Source organism: Belnapia arida (genome assembly GCF_016773205.1).
Taxonomy (GTDB): Bacteria; Pseudomonadota; Alphaproteobacteria; order Acetobacterales; family Acetobacteraceae; genus Belnapia; species Belnapia arida.
The window spans coordinates 1-18,077 of the sequence record NZ_JAETWB010000035.1; the positions used below are offsets into that span (position 1 = coordinate 1).

Sequence of the window (18,077 nt, forward strand, 5' to 3'; positions counted from 1 at the left end):
GATCACTGCCGTCAGCGCCTTCTCCGCCAGCCGCCGGGGTTCGAGGAAGGCCGGGAAGTAGGAGCCACGCCGGAGACGGGGAATCCGCAACTCCACCGTTCCCGCTCGGGTCTGCCAGTCCCGCTCGCGGTAGCCATTCCGCTGCACCAGGCGGCCGGGGCTGCGCTCGCCATGCGCGGCGCCAGTCAACTCGCCCACTTCAAGCTCCATCAGACGCTCGGCGGCAAAGCCAATCATCTCGCGCAGGAAAGACGCGTCGGCAGACTTCTCCAAAAGGCCCCGAAGGGCCATCGTCTCATCGGTCATCGTGGCTGGTCCATGGTTTAGGGGTTGTTGATCTCAGCAACCCAACCCTACCCAGGACCATCACGATGGCCGCCACCGTTACGGTGGCGGCCTCCTACACCATCTCAGGGGGCACGATCCCGGGCAGGAGGCTACGTCCTGGGGTCCAAGAGCCTGATCAGGCTGTTCGCCGCCGCGCCGTCATGTGTCGTCTCCCAGGGCATCGAGGTCGACTTGTTGGATCGAAAACCAGACCGGCTCGGGGCTGCGCGCGGCGGTCCGCAGGATGGGCTTGGCAGCGGACAGCAGCTCGTCGAGCGAGCGGAAGGGGTGCACCGCCTCCTCGCCATCGCTGGTCCGCATCAGCAGGGCATACCCGGTCTTGCTCATCCGTGGCGGTGATGCTGGCGCCGCGGGCTTTGCTGCTGCCCCGGTGCGGCTGGGAGCGGGCGGCCTCGGCCGTGGGCCTTGCGGATCAGGCACGCGAGGGGCGGTGGGTGGTGGCGCGCTTGGCTCGGCCGGTCGCAGACCCAGCGCCGTGGAAGCCGGCGGGGGTGGCGGAACCGGGTCGATCGGCGCTGGCGGCAAGGCATCAAACAGGTCGGCCGGAGCGTCGGGCGCGGCTGGTGGCGAGGGATCGGCCTCCGCCTCCACTTTGGCATGATCCTGAGGAGCCGCGGCCACGCTCGTCTCCCTAGCCGCCTGGCGGCGGGCTTTGGTCAGGATGGCGTAGATGTTGGCGGGGGTGCAGCCATAGGCCGCAGCGACCTCCGCCACCTTCCGCCCCTCGAGGTCGACCCGACGGACAATCGTCGCATGCTCCTCGCGCGGGATCCGCGGCATACCCCCTCCCCAATGGCTTGGCCGTCATTGGGCGGCCAAAGAATGCTGGTTGAGCCGGCACCTATCACCGGGTGCGGCTGATTCAAATTTGAATTTGAGTTATCCAATCAAGCTAGCTTGGTCATGCGGGCGTCAAAGCCACGCCTGCCGCCTAGCGGGTGGCTGGCGCGACCGCGGCGCTCCCCACTGGTTCGCAGCCTCCCCGCGCGCGAGGGAAATGCTGCGAACCCCCCTGCCCCCTGCGAACCTTGGGCCGCTTGCTCCCCTGGGTCAGGAGCCCCGGCGGGCGGCGGATGAACGCCTCGGCATGGTCGTGGCCGAACCACCGCCGCCGGTGCGCACCTCCCCGCGCGCGAGGGATAGGGTGCGCACCCCCTGCGCACCTCTCCATGCCCCCGCTTGCGCACCATGGGCGGTTTGATACCGAAGGGTCGGCCAACATGGCATTTTTGAATTTGGCATTCGGTCACCAATCGGGTGTCCGATCCGTTCCTGCTGCCCTTCGCTTGGTAGCAGTGACACAGATACTCAACAGGGCCCCGGCCTCGCGCGGCCAAGCAGGACCGGCGTCAGTGAGCAGCCGGAGCGGCTAACAGCGCCTCTGCCTGCCTTATCAGACTGCGCAATTCTGCGGCGACGCGGCTCGCTTGGCCACGGAGCCGCTGGCCCGCAATGACCTCAGCACTCCGGCCGCCATGCTTCCAGGTCGCCCGGCGACACCGCTCAAGCCCTGCGGATGTCCGCGCGCCGGGCCGAGGCTTTACCGGGGACGGGAGAGGGTCGCTCATTTTTGGCCCTCCCCCTGGTCCAGGCGCCCCGCGATCACAGCGGCTCCACCCTCCTGCACGTTGACGTACTGGACTGTCACCAGCTGCTGGCCGCCGTTCCGCAGCCGCTCCAGGGTCAACATGCCGCGCTGTGAAGCCTCCAAGGCCCGTGCCGCAGCCCGAGCCATACGGGCTGCCTCAATGCTCTGGACCTGCTGTCGGGGCTCGGGGGCAAAGGATTTGACATCCATTGCGAAGCTGTTCGCGCGGGCAGCCAAGGTCATTCCCAGTTCGTGCATCACCGCGATCTGGTGTGCGAGGTTGCGCTCCAGCGCATTGCGCGCGCCGATGCTGTCGGTCATTTCCAGGCCCAGGGTCAGCGCCGCGCCCGACACCTTGCCCGTGAGTGCCAGCCGATGCTCGGTGGCTTCGGCCGCCAGGAGGTCAGGCGGTTGTCGCACCTCATCCTGGTAGGGCGTAGGCTTCGCGGAATCGGCCGAGGCCATCTCGCCGCCAATACCGGGACTGAGCGGGCTGCCCACCACCTGGAGTGGATCGCAGAGGCGATCAGCATGGCGCTCGAGGAAAGCGGCATCATGGCTCTCTCGCTCGGCGCCATGATGGTCCCCCCGCTCGGTCATCTGCCGGGCTCGCAATCGTCGCTTGGTAGCGCCCATCTTCAACACGCGGCCCAGTCTGGCGCCGTCGTTGCGGATGCGTCTGCTCGCGAACGGACGCAAGCTTGGGTCGTATGGAGTATCTGTATCGTCGCTCATGGGGGTTCCTGGCTGGGGCCATGGCCGCGAAGCGCTGGCCGGATTGCCATGAAAGAGTGAACAGCTTACCCGCTTCTCGATGCTGTCGAAGCTAGAAGGTGGTGCTGACCGCGGAGCAGCTTGGTGGAGTTGCGGTTCAACACAACCTATCACTTTACCCAATCCACGGAGCTGATCAGGCGTTGTGGCACCGTGTTGCATGGCTCGCGGGTGTGGACGCATAGCGTCCTACCCTGATCTGAGCCTCATGTGAGGCGGACGTACTCCGAGCGTCCGAGTTCGAGCATGCGGTTCAGCACGTCGGCGGCGACGGCAACCTCGGCTTCCTAACGCCCGTCGGTCTGCGAGCGTAGGCCGTCGCCGATGACCCGCTTCCATCGTGAGATGTCGGCCTCCACAAGGGCGCGCCAGTTATACCCTGACGCTCGCTGCCAGCCCATGCGGCCACGCTCGGCGATGGTTTGCAGATGCCGGTCCCGCTGCGTCGGCTCGGTCCTTAGCTGTATCGCTCTGTACCGCACTCGATCGGGTTGGAACGATGACGCCGGCGGCCGGATGCCGCGCGGTGACCCCGGCGTAGATGTCATCCCGGTCGTAGGCTCCATCGCCAGTGAAGGACGCCACTGGTCCGCCAACTTGGTTGAGCAAAGGCCCGACCCGCGAGCCGTCATCGGTATCCTTGTCGGTCAGCACCGACGCGACGATCCGCCCGGTGTCGGCGTCGGTGGCGAGATGGAGCTTGCGCCACCCGCGCCGCGTCCTTGTGCCGTGCCTCTTCGCAACCCACTCGCTGGGGCCGCAGAGCTTCAATCCCGTGCTGTCCACCAGCAGGTGCACGGGCCCGTGCCCAAGGCGCGGACGCGGCACCTCCAGCATCTCCGCTCGTCGGCTGATCGTGCTGTGATCGGGCACGGCGAGCTCGAGCCCGAGTAGGCCGATGATGGAGGCGATAAGGCCTTACCGTCTGGCGCAGCGCCAAGCGGAACTTCGCCCGCAGGGTCAGCGCCGTGGTGATTGCCAGGGCGGAGTAGCGGGGCTGACCACCACGGCCAGTGCGAGGTTCTGCACCCCACGCCTCGATTGCCTCCGCCGTGAACCACACGGTGAAGCTACCGCGGGCGCGCAGACCAGCCTCGTAGGAGGGCCAGTTCGTCACCCGGTGCCGCTGCTCCGGGGTGCGGTACCGGCGGTCGGCATTGGCCTTGTACAGCATGGCGGGCGCCTCATTAGCCACCGAGGGTTAGCCCTCACGCCAGCCTACCCGAGGATGCCTAGCCGGACGACCCATGCACCAAGGTCACAGGTCGCCCCTATCCCGGGCGGATATCTGGTCTAAAGTAGTGAAGCTCGGCTTTTGCCGCGAGCCCCGCTAACGCAGCTTCGAGCGGATTGGGCTTAGCAGGATGATCAGCATGTCCACTGCCTGCTGCACCTTCTCTTAGGCGTCGATCTCCGGACTTGAACCCAAAGTTTACTGCGCTGGCCACATCAGCTAGCCCACTGCCGCCTTTGCTCGGTCCGACACCAACTCCTTGGCTGACGGTTCGGGAGGTTGAGTCCCCTGTGCTGCCCGTTTCTCGCGCTTGGCCATGCGGGCCTGCGCTTCTATCGCAACCTTGTTCATGAGCCTTCTTCTCTTGGTTTTTTACTTCTCTAGAAACCGTCCTGCAGCGGGACTCTGGGGGCGTGCGCGAGAAGACGTAGATGTTGGTGCCCTGCCGCCGCACCTTGGCTCCGAGGTAGTTCACCCAGAGATCCGTGCGGATCTTGGTCATCAGGCCTAACTGTTCGAACAGCCGGAGGGTCTTCACCAGCCAATCGCGGCCGCAATGCAGCTTTCGGACCAACGTTGTCAGGCTGACCCGGGCGCAGTCGTCACCAGCTCGGCGCTCCATAAATAGCATGTGGTTGAGTAGGCCATACTGGTTAGGACGCAGCGCGCCCGCCAACATGAAGTCATGGGCGCGCGACATCAGCTGCGCCGGCAATGCGCGGAAATTTTTGGACACGGTGGCTCCTATGCGCCGCGCACACCCCTCCTGTTACCCGCAAGAAGCCCCTTGCGAGCCGGGCCGACCAGACGCAGACTCGAAATCTCACACTATCCGGACGCTCTGCGTCGAACCGGTCGTCTCTTTCCGAGAGGGGGTGTCGATCTGTCGTTTTGGGCGATGTTGCTGGGTGGTCCCGCGCCCGCTTTATTACCGAAGGGTTTCTATCCCAATCAGGAATGAACATCTGATGGTATTGCCTTGGCACAGGCCCTTCCGGCCCGTGCCGAGGGCAAGCGCCGCCGCCAGATCACAGGGGCACCATTTGCCAAGGCTCAGAGGCGCTTATGCACGCCACCGCTAGCACGAATGGCCAGGGCAGCTCGTAGGCACCGGAAGCGGCCTCGGTCGCAGCAGGATATGCCGCAACGTTATCGCAGGTGGACGGAACAGCGTTGTTGACTGGCATGGTTGAAGGTTGCCCCTGGGTGTCGCGCACCCGCAGGGTCTGAGATCGGCCAAGCTCCTGGTACGCCGAAGCGGCGTCATCTGCCAGGACCAAGCCCATCCCCCACGAGGGCTCCCGGACCCTGGAGGGACAAGCGACCGGCAGCCAGGAGATTAATTACCCCTATTTATCGCCGCCGATGCTGGAAGGATGGGAGGTATCAGCGGCGTCAGGCCTTCTTTGGAGGCTTCGCGTGCCTGGTCGGCTTGGTATGCGGTGACGCGTGGCGCTCGCTTTGTGTCACGTAGAGCACTCAATTTGGCTATAAAAGCAGCGTTCTGCTTGCGTTGGGTCCCCGGGGACGGCACGCTGACACCCTTTCGCACGAGCTGCGCTGCCCGCTTGCGCATCCGGTCGGCAAGGCGTCGGGCTACGGTAATCTCCTCGAGCAGGGCCGATTTCTGGATGCCATAATCACGGACCAGCCGATCAAGCAGGTCCCTCCGGGCTGGGCGCGAGCCATCTGGCAGCGTTACATAGATGCGCGCTTCGTGTCCTGCTCCAGATGTTACGGGAAACCGTGCAAGGACCGCGGCCGCGAGTTCACGCGTCGGGCGCATCGCTTCGGCATCCATTTCTGCCATCGCCAGCAGCAGTTCGTGGTGGTCGAGAGCTTTGCGTCCTTTGGTCTGGCGCACGAAAAGCCCCACTTGGCGCCACTTGGATCGGAGTTCCACCGGCAGCACCGCCTCGATCACATCGGCGTAATCATAGAAAATTGGTCTAAGCAGCTCCAACAGGGGGCGATCCGAATTGGTCACAGGCATTCCTCCAAAAACAACCGACCGCCAAGCCTAAAGCGTACAATGGGCCTGTTGCGAGTAGATGTTCCAAAACTGAGCATTTGCGAGTTCGGCTGATGCATTCTCTCAAGGTTGTTCTTCGTGACGAGGTTTGCGCATCAAACGACTCGAGGGCGCTTAATGAAATTGCGTATTTTAGGTAGCAAATGCACCTGGCGTTGCCGTGCATGCGCGGTAATGGCAGTTACCGCGCATGACCGAGCTGCATCCCAATGCTGCGCGTCAGGGCGGCAGTGGAGCCAGCTCTCCTGCCGCCCGCGTCACCGCCTACTCCGGTGAAGCTCTCGCCCAGCTCGATGATCTCGCCGTTCACCGTCAGCAGGTCGGTATTCGCCACCATGGGGACGCTGAAGAGCTCGATGGCGCCCGCGGCCATGGCCAAGTTGCAGGCCGCCACCGTCATGGCTCCCGTCTCCACCGACACCGCCTCAGCCGACATATTGAGCGCCTCGGCCTCAGTGTTCACAATCGGCGCCGTCAGCGTCAGCACTGTGGCGGGCTCACGCTAGGCCACCGCCATGCTGCCCAGCGCCAGCACTTGAGCATCGCCGCTGTCGCCAGCGGCACCGTGCCTGAAGTGCGGCCAGTAATGCTGCGGCCGGCCGACAGCGTAGTGTCGCCGGCGACGCGCACCGTGGCATCGCCGTCCACCGTCAGCGCCAGGTTGCTCCGGTAGGTGATTGTCAGGTCGTCGCCGACAGCATCTCGTCGTCGCCGTTGGGCTCGGCCACCAGGTGGAAGAGATTGTTGCTCAAGGTGACGGTTGGGTTCTCGTTAGAGGGCAGCTGCCAGTTCCAGTCGGCGCAGAGCGGCACCAATTCCTTCATGCTCAATAGCTTGGCCGATGCGCAGGTACATGCCGCCGGTGTGTCGCAAATCGAAATTGCCACGCTTGTTGATGGTGGCCAGGATGCCTGCCGGGTGGCGGTAAATGTCCTGGTTCTACTCAGTGAGGATGAAGGCCAGCTGCTTTAGCGAGTGCGGCAGGAAGCTCACGATGTAGGGCCGGCCGCTGCTCATGACTCCAGATCCAGCACGGTGCGCTGCGCGTCATCCGGCATCAGCCCGCCCCCCTGCTCCTCGCTGGGCCGCCGCAGCACCGCATGGCCCGTCCGGCTCCCCGCGTTGTTGGTGACGAAACCAGAGACGATGGGAACGCTGTGGAATCGCTGCGCGGTGTCCGTGCAGACGGCTTCGCACCGCGAGTAGTTCGGGTGGAAGTGGATGCATTGCAGGATGCGGGACATGCTGCCTACCTGCCTGTCACGACCGCGATGCATGCCTCGCCGATTCGCCGCTCTGGGGGGTCTACTGGCGCCCCACTTATCCCCAAATGATCTGATTGTCCCGGGGGGTCTGCTGGCGGAAACGGGGGGTTTACCGGCGCGAATCGGGCTTTTCCCGGGGGGTCTACCGGCGGACTCTACTAGTTAGCTTCCAAATACCTTCAACTAGCTTGCGCCAGTAAACCCCCCGTTGACGCGGAGGATAACTGCCCGCGATGGTCCATGAGGATTAGGGAAGCCGAGCATGGCGCAAGAGGTCGATGGAGGTGTGCGGCAGCTGGTGCTTGCGCATGGACGGGCGACGGCCCGCGCCATGGTTGAGCCCGAGCAGCGCAGCCTCGTGGACATCACCGCCGAGGTCCTGGCCGATGATGAGGGCAAGATCGGCATCACCTACACCGGGTTCTGCCTCACCAGCCTGCCGCACAAACGGCTGCCGGATGATCAGGTGTGGGAGAAGGAGGGGCACAAGGTCACGCTGACCGTCGAGCCTGGCCGCATCAAGCGGCCAGGCCAGACGCAGACGCGCTACATCGGCGTCCCCTACGGGGCGCGCGCTCGCATGATCCTGCTTTACCTTCAAACCCAGGCCGTGCGCACCGGCACCCGGGAAGTCGAGCTTGGCCGCAGCATGCGAGACTGGCTTGGGAGGATGGGCCTCTCCTGGGGCGGCGAGACGGGCAAGGCACTGCGGGAGCAGGCCGCGCGCATCGCGCACTGCCACCTGCGGTTCTCCTGGGAAGGCGAGGAAGCCGATGGCTGGGTAAAGGGCGGCTTCGTGCGCTCAGGCCTGCGCTTCCACGCGCATAGCCGCCAGGAGGGTCAGGGAGAGCTCTGGGAAGACCGGGTGGTCCTCGACGAGGTGTTCTACGACAGCCTGCGCCGGCATCCAGTGCCGCTGCGGGAGGCGGCGCTGCGGGAGCTGGCGGCCAAGTCAGCCAGCCTCGACCTCTACATCTGGCTCGCCTACCGGCTGCACATCCTGCAGAAGGCCACCCCGGTCCGCTGGGGCGCCCTGGCCCAGCAGTTCGGCAGCAACTACGGACGGTTACGCAGCTTCCGCGAGCATTTCAGCAAGGCTTTGGCTCCAGCCGTGGCGGCCTACCCAGAGGCCCGGGTGGAGAGCAACGACGAGGGCCTGCTGCTCTATCCCTCCCGTTCTCCGGTGGCTCCCAAGCTCATGGCCCTGGGCGCCAGTAAACCCCCCGCCTGAGCTGCGACGGAGCAGCCGGGCCAAGGGTCATGCTCGCGAGAGCTTTGGCGTGAGCGACACAAGTACACTGGGGTCGCTACAGGAGTTCGGACATCGGCATGCTGGCTTGTTGGCTGTCGCCGGTTTAGGACTAAGCCCTACATGCGCTGGTAGACGTTCAGCCTAGTGCAGCACCGGCAGCAGCGCATCCAGGCTCGGTGTCCGCCGAGCCCAGCGTGGCAGGATGCTCAAGGTAAACCTGATCCGCTCGACCACCTAGCCTGGACTGCGGTCGCGGAGCTTCACCCGCCGCACCCCAACTGGGCCAACCCCGGTCTGCACCTGACGCTCCAGCCCATGCCCGTGTTGCATCAGCCGCTCGCGCCCGTCCGGCAGCGGCAGGCCCTTCATCGGCGCCAGGAACACCTCGGCTTCCGCCTCGATCGCTTGGGCCAACAGCCAGCGGGCGCCGCTCCCCAGGACGGCGGTCAACGGATCGTCAAACTCGTCGGGTCGCCGGAGTAGGATAAATGTGATCTGGCTCGTCGTGGCGTATCGCTTTTTGTGTGCGACGCGCGGCGACGGGGCATGTCCCGACTCACATGCCCTGGTTTCGTTGTGAGGTCCCCTTCCTCGATGGTGACGACTGAAAGGCCGGCGGCACAGAGCACAGGCGGGCCGTTGTCCGCGTGGTGCTCCACCTCTCCTAGTCGGCAAGTCTACTTCGTCGGACCTGAACAACTCCCAACCCACTGATCTGCTTGGGAGCTTTGCCGGTTTGGACGCTGTGGAATTGCAAGGTTTGATTGGAATGGGCGGCAAAGCCTGCGAATCTGGCGGGCATGAAGCACCGTTCCCGCCCGGCTGAGCAGGACGACCTGCTGCGCCCACGCCTGATCGACATGATCGATGGGCGGCATGAGCTGGTGCGGCTGGCCGCGCTGATCGACTGGTCCTGGTTCGAGCGGGAGTGGGCCGGCTTCTTCCTTGCCGGTGAAGGACGGCCTGCCATCCATCCCCGCTTGGTGGCGGGGCTGCTGTACCTGCAGCACGCCTACGGGCTCTCCGACGAGGCGGTGCTCGCCCGCTGGGTGGAGAACCCGTACTTCCAGCATTTCACCGGTGAGGTCTTCTTCCAGCACCGCTCACCCATCCACCCCTCGTCGCTCAGCCGTTGGCGCGGCCGCATCGGCGAGGAGGGTGTGGAGTGGCTGTTGACCAAGACGATCGAGGCAGGACGTGCCTGCGGGGCCGTGACGCCGCGCAGCCTGGCCGAGATCGCGGTGGACACCACGGTGATGGAGAAGGCCATCGCGCATCCGACCGACAGCCGCCTCTACGAGAGGGCGCGCCGCTCCCTGGTGGCACTGGCTGGCAAGGCTGGGATCGCCCTGCGTCAGACCTACAACCGCTTGTCGCCGCGTCTGGCCGTCCGGGTGGGGCGGCACGCCCATGCCCGGCAGTTCCGGCGCATGCGCAAGGCGCTGCGCACGTTGAAGGGCTACACGGGGCGTGTCCTGCGCGACCTCGGCCGCAAGCTCGGCGCCGTTCCCGAAGGAGGGCTGCGGACGCGGATCGAGCAACGCATGGCGCTCGTCACTCGCCTGCTGCAGCAGACGCCGAAAAGCCCCGGCAAGATCTACGCCCTGCATGAGCCGGAGGTGGACTGCATCTCCAAGGGCAAGGCGCGGGTACGCTATGAGTTCGGAACCAAGGTCAGCATCGCCACCACGCTCGCCGGGGGCTTCGTCGTGGGCATGCGCTCTATGCCCGGCAACCCCTACGACGGCCACACCCTTCCCGATGCCCTCCAGCAGGTGGAAACCCTCACCGGATCTTGCCCAAGCCTCGCCGTGGTCGACCGTGGCTATCGCGGCCATGGCGCCCACGGCACGACGGTGCTCGTCAGCGGCACGCGCAGCGGCCTTACGTCACGCCTGCGCGAGCTCCTGCGGCGACGCAGCGCCATCGAGCCTGAGATCGGCCACATGAAATCCGACGGACGCCTCGCCCGGTGCGCCCTCAAGGGCACGATCGGTGACGCCCTCTACGCCGTCCTCTGCGGCTGCGGTCACAACATCCGCAAGATCCTCGCCTACCTGGGCGCCCTTTTGCTCGCCCTCCTCACCAGCCTCATCCGCGCAATCGTCCAGCCGGACCATCTCCCAGTTACAGCCCGCACGGCCTGACGGGGTTATTCAAGGCCGACTACTTCTATCCGCCACCTCGGTACGCTGTCAGGTTATAAGTCTACTTGGCTCCAAGGCGGGCAGGCGCCATCGCTCCATCGCTGCTTTTCGATTGACGCACCAAGCCGAAATGAGGACTGTGCGCCAAGGCTGATACGCTCCAGTGAGCCAAGGAGATAAGTAGACTTATGATCACTGTGGCGCTGCTGTCGCAGAAGGGGGGCGCGCTGAAGACGACCCTCTCCATTTCTCTCGCCTGCGCCGGGGTCGAGGCGGGAAAGGAGACCCTGCTGATCGACCTTGACCCACAGGCGACCGCCTGCAAGTGGGGCGACCGGCGGAAGGCCGAATCCCCGATCGTCCTCGACGCCCAACCCGCCCGCCTGGTCAATGCCCTGCAAAAGGCGAAGGAGGGGGGCATCCAGCTCGCGGTGATCGACACGCCGCCCCGCTCGGCGGACGCGGCGCTGGCGGCGGCCAAACTGGCCGACGTGATCGTGTTGCCTTGCCGCCCTCAGATGTACGACCTGGAAACCATCCCCAACACGCTGGAGCTGGTCGCCACGGCGCGCACCGGCAAGGGCGCGCTGCCGCTGATTGCTGTTCTGACGGCCGTGCCGGCACAGGGCAGCCGCCATGAGCAGGCCCGGCAGGCGATCGAGAACCTGGGCGTGACGGTGAGCGCCCACACCATCGGTCAGCGGGCCGCCTTCGGCGATGCCGGGGCACTGGGCATGTCCGTCCTCGAGCTCGACCCCAAGAGCCGTGCTTCGGACGAAGTGAGACAAGTCTACTTGGAGATCATGCGCCTTGTTGGCATTGATGCTTCGAGCCAAACCGCCAAGGCAGATACGAGCGAAGGCGGCAAGCCGGGGATGAGCAAACGCGCCAAGGCGAAGGCCCCCGCTTGAGCCAAGGCGGGTTTTCTCCTCTCATAGAAGTCTACTCTGCGCATTGTAGGGAATCCGCCACGTGAAGAAGGCCGATCTCGCCGCCGCCCTCGCCGAACAGGCAGGGAGCACCCGCCGCCGGCCCGAGCCGCTGCCCCCTCCGCCGCCGATCCCGGCCACCGGGGCGGAGCGTGCTGAGGCCGCTGAGGCCACCTACCGTCAGCCCAGCCGCGACGGTACAGCCCCGATCACCGCGCACTTCCCGAAGGAGGTCCGGCGGCAGCTGAAGGGGTTGGCCAACGAGCTGGATCGGACGATGCACGACCTTATCGCGGAAGCCTTCAATGACCTGTTCGCAAAGCATGGCAAGGCGGAGATCTGCCCGAGAGGACAATGAGGCTTTGCGCCTAGGAGAGAAGTCGACTTTTCGCCTAGGCCGCTTTTCTGCGTCGTCAGGAGAGGGGAGGGGTCCCGCGCTAGCAGCCGCTGATACCGCCATTGCAGCCCCCTTAGCTGTCACAGTTGGCGCCGGCGTCACCGCCTCCCACCCAGCCGACATCTGATCCGCCTCGGCGGCGCACCCGGGTCTGTATACCGTCGGCCAGGGTGATGAACTGGTCGCCCGACGCTCCGAGGGAGGTGAGGCCCAGCAGGCCGAATAGGAGCAGCGGCAAGCTGATCAGGATGATGAGTGCGACCATCGATGGCTCCTGACCCTCTGAGCTGCACCTTTGCTGCGAGGTAAAAGTCTACTTTTCTGCTATTCTCCTTGTCAACATGGAGCATCGTGCCACCTGCCGCTTGGCGTTACTGCCCGCAAACTCCCATCCCGCAGCGACCCCAAACCGTCGGCCGCCAGGACAGGTGGGGAGGCGGTCTCGCCACTGCCGCTCCCGCACCTCCTGGCAACAGGCACGCGTGATGAACGACAGCAGGTCAGGCAGTGGAGCAGAGCGACTGGACGATGTGCGCCGCGTCAGCCACCGCACCCGCGAGGCCTGACAGAACCTCCAGCGGCTGCTTTCCACCTATACCTTGCGTTGAAGCGGAGGAGGGACGCACCATGGGGCGCAGTTCCTATCGTCCCCAGGCCTTGCGCAACGCCTCGGCGGGGGAAGGCTTGTTGGCCAAGCAAGCCTGGCCCATGGCCAGCGCTGCCTCCCGGGTTGTGGCGATGGCCAAGTGGCCACCGCGGTGGACGAACACCGCCCCCGGAATGCCACATGCCTTCTCGAGGGCAGCATCCTGCAGGCCGCGCCAGGCTTCGGGCATGTCGAGGCGGTTCCTGAGACTGCCCTTCTCGGCCGGCATCGCTTGCAGCTTCCAGCGGCCGTCCGGTTCCGGGCTCATCACGTAAAGGATGGGCATAGCCAGTTCGAAGGCCGTTCGCTGCCAAGGCATGCCGCGCGGCAACTCCAACAAATCGGGGTAGAGGCCGCTGCGCCCTGACCGGCAGTCCTCCCAGGCCTGCGCCACGGCCTGGTAGGCAAAGGCGGCGCCGCGTTCCTTCTCGACGTGCTGCTCCAATGCCACGGCGACCATTTGGCTGGCCCGCAGGAACCCGGCAAGTTGCCGCGCCTCGAAGGCGGCGGGGTCGGATTGGCTCGGCTCATCCCAGGCGCTGTTGAAGGCATCTACCATCGCGGTGAGGTCGGTTGGAGCAGCGCGCTCGACACCATTGTCCACGAGATCGATATGGCGCACGAACCTGTAACGGACATTTTCGGCTATGCGGGTCACCACTTCGCCTGCGACATCCTGGAAACCCGACTTCGCCAGGGTATTGCGTACGTAGAGTTGCCCCAGGCTCAAGCCATTGCCCAGGTTGTCGGTGCGCCACACCAAACCTGCCGAGCTCAAAGGTTCGCCATTCGGCGCTTTGGGTGCACCAGGCTGGTGGTGGTCAAAGCGCCAGCGGGCCTCGTCGGCGGTGCCGCCGACGTCCCAGACGATGTCGGCAGCGTCTAGGGCAGCGCGTTCGCGGGTGCGGAACAGCACATGCGAGCCGTCATCTGCACCGAGCCCCAGGGCGCCGGTCAGGACGACATAGGCGAGGCAGTCATCGGCGTGGAAAGTGCCGCTGTGAGTGGCCAGCCGCAGGGGTCGATCGGTGGGAAGCATGGGCCTTATCTACACACATGGGCCCAATGGCAACTGCAGCAGCGTGGCAGTTTCGCATAGGAGCTGCCGAACCTCTTGCATGGCGCCTGCCGCTGCGATCACCGTTGTCTATCCTAGCTCAACTACCGGGACCCGAGGCAAATGCATCACCAGTGATAAGGGGTGCTTCTCGCGGATGAAATATGGCTACTCGCCCATGGGACGTTTCCATAGCGCGCCTTATCCAGCAAAAGTCTGCCGCACCGCATAGCCGCGTTGTATTGCGACATAAGGTATGAGCTGGCTGGCATATTACATCGCTGTGAGCAGAGAACCTATGTCTTGTAGAGATCAAGCGGCGATCTGCGTTGTGCAGACGGCTTTACTGCGGCGACAAATACACGATTGTTGGCATTTCCCGCGCCGCTTCAGGTTCTCGGACTCATGTAAAGGGCCTTGCCGGCGATGTCAGCGATCTCACGCAGGTCCTGACCGAATTGGTGCAGGGCCTTGGTTTGACATTGCCCGGCGATGCAGACGCCGCTTAGGCCGAATTGCGGGACGCGGTCCGCATTGGTGATGACTGCGCCAACGCTGATAATGCCGTTATACAGGTTATTGGCGTCCACTGCCCAGCCGCGTTCTTTTGCAGCGGCAACTTCCGACTGGTAAGTTTCGAAACCTGGGTTGGTTTGCCAACGGAGCGTTCCAAATCGCCGGAAAAGTTCGCCGGGCGGCAGTTCCGCCGCCGCAGCAATGCTTCGGCCGACTGCCCCGGCGAAGGCCGGCATGCGGAACCCGACGCTGATTTCCACTCGGATGGCGCTTTGGCTGTGCGCGCGATCGACCAGAATGACGTGGTCGTCCTCCGTGATACGCCATAGCAGCACGAGCATGCTATGCTTCAGGGCCAAGCGTTCCATCTCAGGCCGGATCAGTGCCGTGGGGCTGGTGCCGATCAGACCCGCGGCCAATTCCGCAATAGCCAGGCCAAGCGAGTAGGTCTTGTCCGTGCTGTGGAAAGCTACGTACCGCGCGCGCGTAAGGGTACGCAGAATATTGAAGCATGTGCTCGTACTGACGCCGCTGGCCCGCGCAACGGCGGCGACACCCATGGGTGTCGTCGAGGCGGCAAGGCTCGCCAGAATGCGAATGGCGTTGAAGACTGCACCGACATCCTTTTGCGGTGTCCTCGAAGCGTCGGGCGGGTCATGCATGGGATCTGCTTCGGGCCTTTTGGAAGAACTTGTTAATGAGGCCGGCCGCGAGGGCATCCGCTTCATCAATCGGGCGCCGGGCCGCCGATCCCGATGCAGGCCCAACCTTCCATCAGCCGTACGAGTTCGGTGATGTCGCTGGCGGCCATGCCGTGGCTTGCTGCGAACCGCCAGACCCGTCCGACCTGCTCGGTTGCCCACATTGGCACACCAAGCGCCTGTGCCTCCTCCAGCCCTAGCGTCACGTCCTTGTCCATTACGGCGACCGTCGCACCGAAGCCGTACCGGCCGCTGATAGCGGCAGGCAGCATGTTGCTGGTTACAAAGGATTGCCCGGTACCGGCATTCACGACCGCGGCCAAAGCGGCAGGGTCTAGCCCGGCCTTTGCGCCCAGGACCATACCCTCGAACGCCGTGACCATGTTGGAGGCCGCCAGCAGGTTGTTCACCAGCTTCGCCACCTGCCCCTGGCCGGGCCTGTTGCCCAGCACGAATAGCTCGCGCCCCAGGCGTGCCAGCACCGGCTGCAGGGCCGCCACCGCCGCCTCAGGCCCGGCCTGCATGATGGCCAACGTGCCGGCCCGCGCCCCGCCGGGGCCGCCGGAGACGGGGCTGTCCAGTGTCAGGATGCCCCGCGCGGCCAACCCCTCGGCGATGCGCTCCAGCGCCGGCCGCCCGATGGTCGACATCTCGGCATAGAACCGCACGGCATGCCCCTCGGCAACGCCATCCCTGCCCAGGGCGGCCACCTCGTTCACGGCGCCACCTGGCAGGCAGGCCAGCACGATCGGGGCGGCATCCGCCACCTCCCGGGGGGACCGACAGGCCCGGGCGCCACGGGCGGCGAAAGGCGCCATTGCCTCCGGCCTAGGGTCGTGGACGAAGAGTTCCACCTCGGGCCCGAACAGGCGCTCCGCCATCGGCGCCCCCATCTGCCCCAGGCCGAGGAAGCCAAGCTTGGTCACCATCTCCATTCACGCCTCACGCTGTCATCCACGCCTCGCCCGGTCGGCAAGGTCGCTCGGGTGATGACGACGGCCTTGCATCCAGCGGGGAGAATGGTATCCAGTATTCTGAAAGATGGCCAGCCCGCTCGCAGCCGGTTGGAAAATCGCCGAGGAGGAGACCGAAGTGCGCATCCTGCAATTCCAGTCCCTGCGCGCCGGCAGCCATCGGCGAGGCCCTGATCCTGCAATGGCGGGGCGCTGAGCGATGGAACAGAAGCAGGCACCCATCTGGCATCCCGGCCAGGTGGAGACCTCCAGCTGCCATCTGGCCAGGCTCATTGACGGCCTTGGGCTGGCCTCGCTCGACGAGCTCCTGGACCACGCTAACCGGCACCCGGACCAGTACTGGCGCGGCGCCATCGATGCCCTCGGCATCCGGTGGCGGCGGGACTACACAGCCTTCGTCGACCTGACCGATGGGGTGCAGTTTCCCCGCTGGTTCCAGGGCGGCGAGCTGAACTGGCTGGACACGGTATTTGCCCATGGCCTAGCCGAGGGGGCCGCAAGGCCCGCCGTCATCGCCATAGACGAGACGGGCACGACACGCCGGCTGTCCTATGCCGAGCTGCGGACGCAGGTGGCCAGCTTCGCCGCCGGGCTGGCGCGGCGCGGCCTGCGGCGGGGCGACCGCGTCGGCTTGCTGATGGAGAGCGGCATCGAGGCGGTCGTATCCCTGCTCGCCCTGTCCTGGCTGGGTGCGGTGGCGGTGCCGCTGTTCAGCGGGTTCGGCGTTGATGCCATCGTCTCCCGCCTGTCCGCCTGCGAGGCGCGGGCGCTGATCGCCACCAGCGGCTTCGACCGCCGCGGACGCAGGATCGACGTCAGGCCGCTGCTGCAGGAGGCGCGATTCCAGCTGCCGACCCTCGAGCTGCTGATCCTCAAGGGATCGCCGGAGGAGGTGGGCGGCATGCCGCAGGCCGTCGCCTGGGGCGAGGTCGGCGGCAATGCCGCGGATGGGGACATGACGGGCGAGCAGCCTGCCGGCATGGCGCCGGACGAGCCCATGATGGTGATCTACACCTCGGGCACGACCGGCAAGCCGAAGGGCGCAGTGCATACCCATGGTGGCTTCCCGCTCAAGATCGCGCATGACGCCGCGGTGCATTTCGACATCGGCGCTGGCGACGTGTTCTTCTGGCCGGCAGATATGGGCTGGGTCGCGGGGCCGCTGACGATCGCGGCGGCGCTCATGCGCGGCGCGACCATGATCTGCTACGACGGGGCCCCCGACTTTCCCGACTGGTCCCGGCTGTCCCGCATCGTCGCGGCCCATGGAGTGACGCATCTCGGCGCCTCGCCCACCCTGATCCGCGGCCTGGCGGGGAACGCAGCGCTGGCGACAGCGGCCCCGCTCGACACGGTGCGCCTGCTGATCACCGCCGGCGAGGTGATCGCGCCCGAGCACATGGTCTGGTACCAGCGGCATATGGGCCGTGGCACCTGCCCCGTTATCAACTACTCCGGCGGCACGGAGGTCTCCGGCGCGCTCGTCGCCAATGTCCTGCTACGCCCCATCGTCCCGGCCGGCTTCAACTGCATTTCGCCCGGCGTGCAGGTCGACGTGGTGGACGATGCAGGACGGCCGGTGCGCGACCGCGTTGGCGAGTTGGCAATCCTCCAGCCCTTCGTCGGCATGACGCAGTCCTTCTGGCGGGACCGCGAGCGCTACCTGGAAACCTACTGGGAGCAGGTTCCCGGGATCTGGATGCATGGCGACCTCGCCATGCGAACTAGCGAGGACATGATCTTCCTGCTGGGGCGTTCTGACGACACGCTGAAGGTGGCAGGCAAGCGGCTCGGCCCCGCCGAGGTCGAGGACGTGCTGCTGGAACTGCCCGAGGTCAGCGAGGCCGCGGCCATCGGCGTCGATGATGCGGCGAAGGGCCAGAAGCTCGTGGTCTTCATTGTCCCGGCACCGGGCCACCCATCCGGCCCTGCCCTGGCTACCCGGGCGGCTGCGGCGGTGGAGAGCCGGCTGGGCCGGCCCTTCCGTCCGGCCCGGGTCCATGTCGTCAGCGACCTTCCCAAGACGCGGAGCCAGAAGGTCATGCGCCGCGTCATCCGGCGGGTCTATGCGGGCGAGAACCCAGGCGACCTCGGCTCCCTCGACAACCCGCCCGCCATCGAGCGGATCCGCGCTGCGGCGCAGGAGGCCGACTGAGCCCTAGCGTCGACTTGGGCACCACGCATCACACGAACCAAGACGAAGAACAGGAGGACCGC

18 protein-coding genes and 2 pseudogenes are annotated in these 18,077 nt (G+C 65.6%); 7 read left to right on the plus strand and 13 right to left on the minus strand.

The annotated features are described in order from the left end of the window. The 7 genes and pseudogenes from JMJ56_RS27475 to JMJ56_RS27505 all read right to left on the minus strand — a co-directional run. Positions 1-306, minus strand: a 306-nt coding sequence (locus tag JMJ56_RS27475) for a transposase (protein WP_202834943.1), incomplete at its 3' end; no start/stop codon positions are given. A 180-nt stretch (positions 307-486) separates the two neighbouring features. After that, positions 487-1,128, minus strand: a complete 642-nt coding sequence (locus tag JMJ56_RS27480) for a hypothetical protein (protein WP_202834944.1) — start codon at positions 1,126-1,128, stop codon at positions 487-489. A gap of 784 nt (positions 1,129-1,912) precedes the next feature. Then, complete coding sequence (locus JMJ56_RS27485; protein WP_202834945.1) at positions 1,913-2,671, minus strand: hypothetical protein; 759 nt, start codon at positions 2,669-2,671, stop codon at positions 1,913-1,915. A gap of 245 nt (positions 2,672-2,916) precedes the next feature. After that, positions 2,917-3,884: pseudogene (locus JMJ56_RS34310) on the minus strand (IS5 family transposase). 97 nt (positions 3,885-3,981) lie between these two features. Next, entirely contained in the window at positions 3,982-4,680 is a 699-nt protein-coding gene (locus JMJ56_RS27495; protein ID WP_202834947.1) for a hypothetical protein, read from the minus strand. A gap of 603 nt (positions 4,681-5,283) precedes the next feature. Continuing rightward, a complete protein-coding gene (locus tag JMJ56_RS27500) occupies positions 5,284-5,931 on the minus strand; it encodes a hypothetical protein (RefSeq protein ID WP_202834948.1) in 648 nt (215 codons plus the stop codon). A gap of 226 nt (positions 5,932-6,157) precedes the next feature. Beyond that, on the minus strand, positions 6,158-6,463 hold the full coding sequence (locus tag JMJ56_RS27505; protein WP_202834949.1) for a hypothetical protein: 306 nt from the start codon (positions 6,461-6,463) through the stop codon (positions 6,158-6,160). 257 nt (positions 6,464-6,720) lie between these two features. Between JMJ56_RS27505 and JMJ56_RS27510 the strand changes: the two genes are divergently transcribed. Further along, positions 6,721-6,948, plus strand: a complete 228-nt coding sequence (locus JMJ56_RS27510) for a hypothetical protein (RefSeq protein WP_202834950.1) — start codon at positions 6,721-6,723, stop codon at positions 6,946-6,948. Positions 6,949-6,989: 41 nt separating this feature from the next. Here JMJ56_RS27510 and JMJ56_RS27515 read toward each other — a convergent pair whose 3' ends face one another. After that, the gene (locus JMJ56_RS27515; RefSeq protein ID WP_202834951.1) at positions 6,990-7,220 is read right to left on the minus strand and encodes a hypothetical protein; all 231 of its coding nucleotides are present in this window, start codon (positions 7,218-7,220) and stop codon (positions 6,990-6,992) included. Positions 7,221-7,503: 283 nt separating this feature from the next. Between JMJ56_RS27515 and JMJ56_RS27520 the strand changes: the two genes are divergently transcribed. Continuing rightward, positions 7,504-8,472, plus strand: a complete 969-nt coding sequence (locus JMJ56_RS27520; RefSeq protein WP_202834952.1) for a replication protein RepA — start codon at positions 7,504-7,506, stop codon at positions 8,470-8,472. A 165-nt stretch (positions 8,473-8,637) separates the two neighbouring features. Here JMJ56_RS27520 and JMJ56_RS27525 read toward each other — a convergent pair. Beyond that, positions 8,638-8,988: pseudogene (locus JMJ56_RS27525) on the minus strand (IS256 family transposase); the annotation flags it as partial. Positions 8,989-9,293: 305 nt separating this feature from the next. Between JMJ56_RS27525 and JMJ56_RS27530 the strand changes: the two are divergent. The 3 genes from JMJ56_RS27530 to JMJ56_RS27540 all read left to right on the plus strand — a co-directional run bounded on the left by JMJ56_RS27530 (position 9,294) and on the right by JMJ56_RS27540 (position 11,927). Beyond that, on the plus strand, positions 9,294-10,640 hold the full coding sequence (locus JMJ56_RS27530; RefSeq protein ID WP_202834954.1) for an IS5 family transposase: 1,347 nt from the start codon (positions 9,294-9,296) through the stop codon (positions 10,638-10,640). A gap of 188 nt (positions 10,641-10,828) precedes the next feature. Further along, positions 10,829-11,551, plus strand: a complete 723-nt coding sequence (locus tag JMJ56_RS27535; protein WP_202834955.1) for an AAA family ATPase — start codon at positions 10,829-10,831, stop codon at positions 11,549-11,551. 61 nt (positions 11,552-11,612) lie between these two features. Further along, positions 11,613-11,927: a ribbon-helix-helix domain-containing protein gene (locus JMJ56_RS27540; RefSeq protein WP_202834956.1), complete on the plus strand. Its 315-nt coding sequence runs from the start codon at positions 11,613-11,615 to the stop codon at positions 11,925-11,927. Between the two features lie 112 nt (positions 11,928-12,039). Here JMJ56_RS27540 and JMJ56_RS27545 read toward each other — a convergent pair whose 3' ends face one another. The 4 genes from JMJ56_RS27545 to JMJ56_RS27560 all read right to left on the minus strand — a co-directional run bounded on the left by JMJ56_RS27545 (position 12,040) and on the right by JMJ56_RS27560 (position 15,821). Beyond that, complete coding sequence (locus tag JMJ56_RS27545; protein ID WP_202834957.1) at positions 12,040-12,231, minus strand: hypothetical protein; 192 nt, start codon at positions 12,229-12,231, stop codon at positions 12,040-12,042. Between the two features lie 376 nt (positions 12,232-12,607). Further along, complete coding sequence (locus JMJ56_RS27550; RefSeq protein ID WP_202834958.1) at positions 12,608-13,651, minus strand: MYG1 family protein; 1,044 nt, start codon at positions 13,649-13,651, stop codon at positions 12,608-12,610. 407 nt (positions 13,652-14,058) lie between these two features. After that, entirely contained in the window at positions 14,059-14,847 is a 789-nt protein-coding gene (locus tag JMJ56_RS27555; protein ID WP_202834959.1) for an IclR family transcriptional regulator, read from the minus strand. 65 nt (positions 14,848-14,912) lie between these two features. Continuing rightward, positions 14,913-15,821, minus strand: a complete 909-nt coding sequence (locus JMJ56_RS27560) for an NAD(P)-dependent oxidoreductase (protein ID WP_202834960.1) — start codon at positions 15,819-15,821, stop codon at positions 14,913-14,915. Between the two features lie 106 nt (positions 15,822-15,927). Here JMJ56_RS27560 and JMJ56_RS35055 point away from each other — a divergent pair, with 106 nt between their 5' ends. Both JMJ56_RS35055 and JMJ56_RS27565 read left to right on the plus strand, forming a co-directional pair. Then, the gene (locus JMJ56_RS35055) at positions 15,928-16,056 is read left to right on the plus strand and encodes a hypothetical protein (RefSeq protein ID WP_268885122.1); all 129 of its coding nucleotides are present in this window, start codon (positions 15,928-15,930) and stop codon (positions 16,054-16,056) included. A gap of 3 nt (positions 16,057-16,059) precedes the next feature. Then, complete coding sequence (locus tag JMJ56_RS27565; protein WP_202834961.1) at positions 16,060-18,015, plus strand: AMP-binding protein; 1,956 nt, start codon at positions 16,060-16,062, stop codon at positions 18,013-18,015. The last annotated feature ends 62 nt before the right edge of the window (positions 18,016-18,077 follow it).

What these genes read in the sequence shown, in the direction of transcription:
- JMJ56_RS27480 (WP_202834944.1), bottom strand. Translation starts at nt 1,128, where the DNA reads ATGCCGCGGATCCCGCGCGAGGAGCATGCGACGATTGTCCGTCGGGTC.
- JMJ56_RS27485 (WP_202834945.1), bottom strand. Translation starts at nt 2,671, where the DNA reads ATGAGCGACGATACAGATACTCCATACGACCCAAGCTTGCGTCCGTTC.
- JMJ56_RS27515 (WP_202834951.1), bottom strand. Translation starts at nt 7,220, where the DNA reads ATGTCCCGCATCCTGCAATGCATCCACTTCCACCCGAACTACTCGCGG.
- JMJ56_RS27520 (WP_202834952.1), top strand. Translation starts at nt 7,504, where the DNA reads ATGGCGCAAGAGGTCGATGGAGGTGTGCGGCAGCTGGTGCTTGCGCAT.
- JMJ56_RS27530 (WP_202834954.1), top strand. Translation starts at nt 9,294, where the DNA reads ATGAAGCACCGTTCCCGCCCGGCTGAGCAGGACGACCTGCTGCGCCCA.
- JMJ56_RS27535 (WP_202834955.1), top strand. Translation starts at nt 10,829, where the DNA reads ATGATCACTGTGGCGCTGCTGTCGCAGAAGGGGGGCGCGCTGAAGACG.
- JMJ56_RS27545 (WP_202834957.1), bottom strand. Translation starts at nt 12,231, where the DNA reads ATGGTCGCACTCATCATCCTGATCAGCTTGCCGCTGCTCCTATTCGGC.
- JMJ56_RS27550 (WP_202834958.1), bottom strand. Translation starts at nt 13,651, where the DNA reads ATGCTTCCCACCGATCGACCCCTGCGGCTGGCCACTCACAGCGGCACT.
- JMJ56_RS27555 (WP_202834959.1), bottom strand. Translation starts at nt 14,847, where the DNA reads ATGCATGACCCGCCCGACGCTTCGAGGACACCGCAAAAGGATGTCGGT.
- JMJ56_RS27560 (WP_202834960.1), bottom strand. Translation starts at nt 15,821, where the DNA reads ATGGAGATGGTGACCAAGCTTGGCTTCCTCGGCCTGGGGCAGATGGGG.
- JMJ56_RS35055 (WP_268885122.1), top strand. Translation starts at nt 15,928, where the DNA reads ATGGCCAGCCCGCTCGCAGCCGGTTGGAAAATCGCCGAGGAGGAGACC.
- JMJ56_RS27565 (WP_202834961.1), top strand. Translation starts at nt 16,060, where the DNA reads ATGGAACAGAAGCAGGCACCCATCTGGCATCCCGGCCAGGTGGAGACC.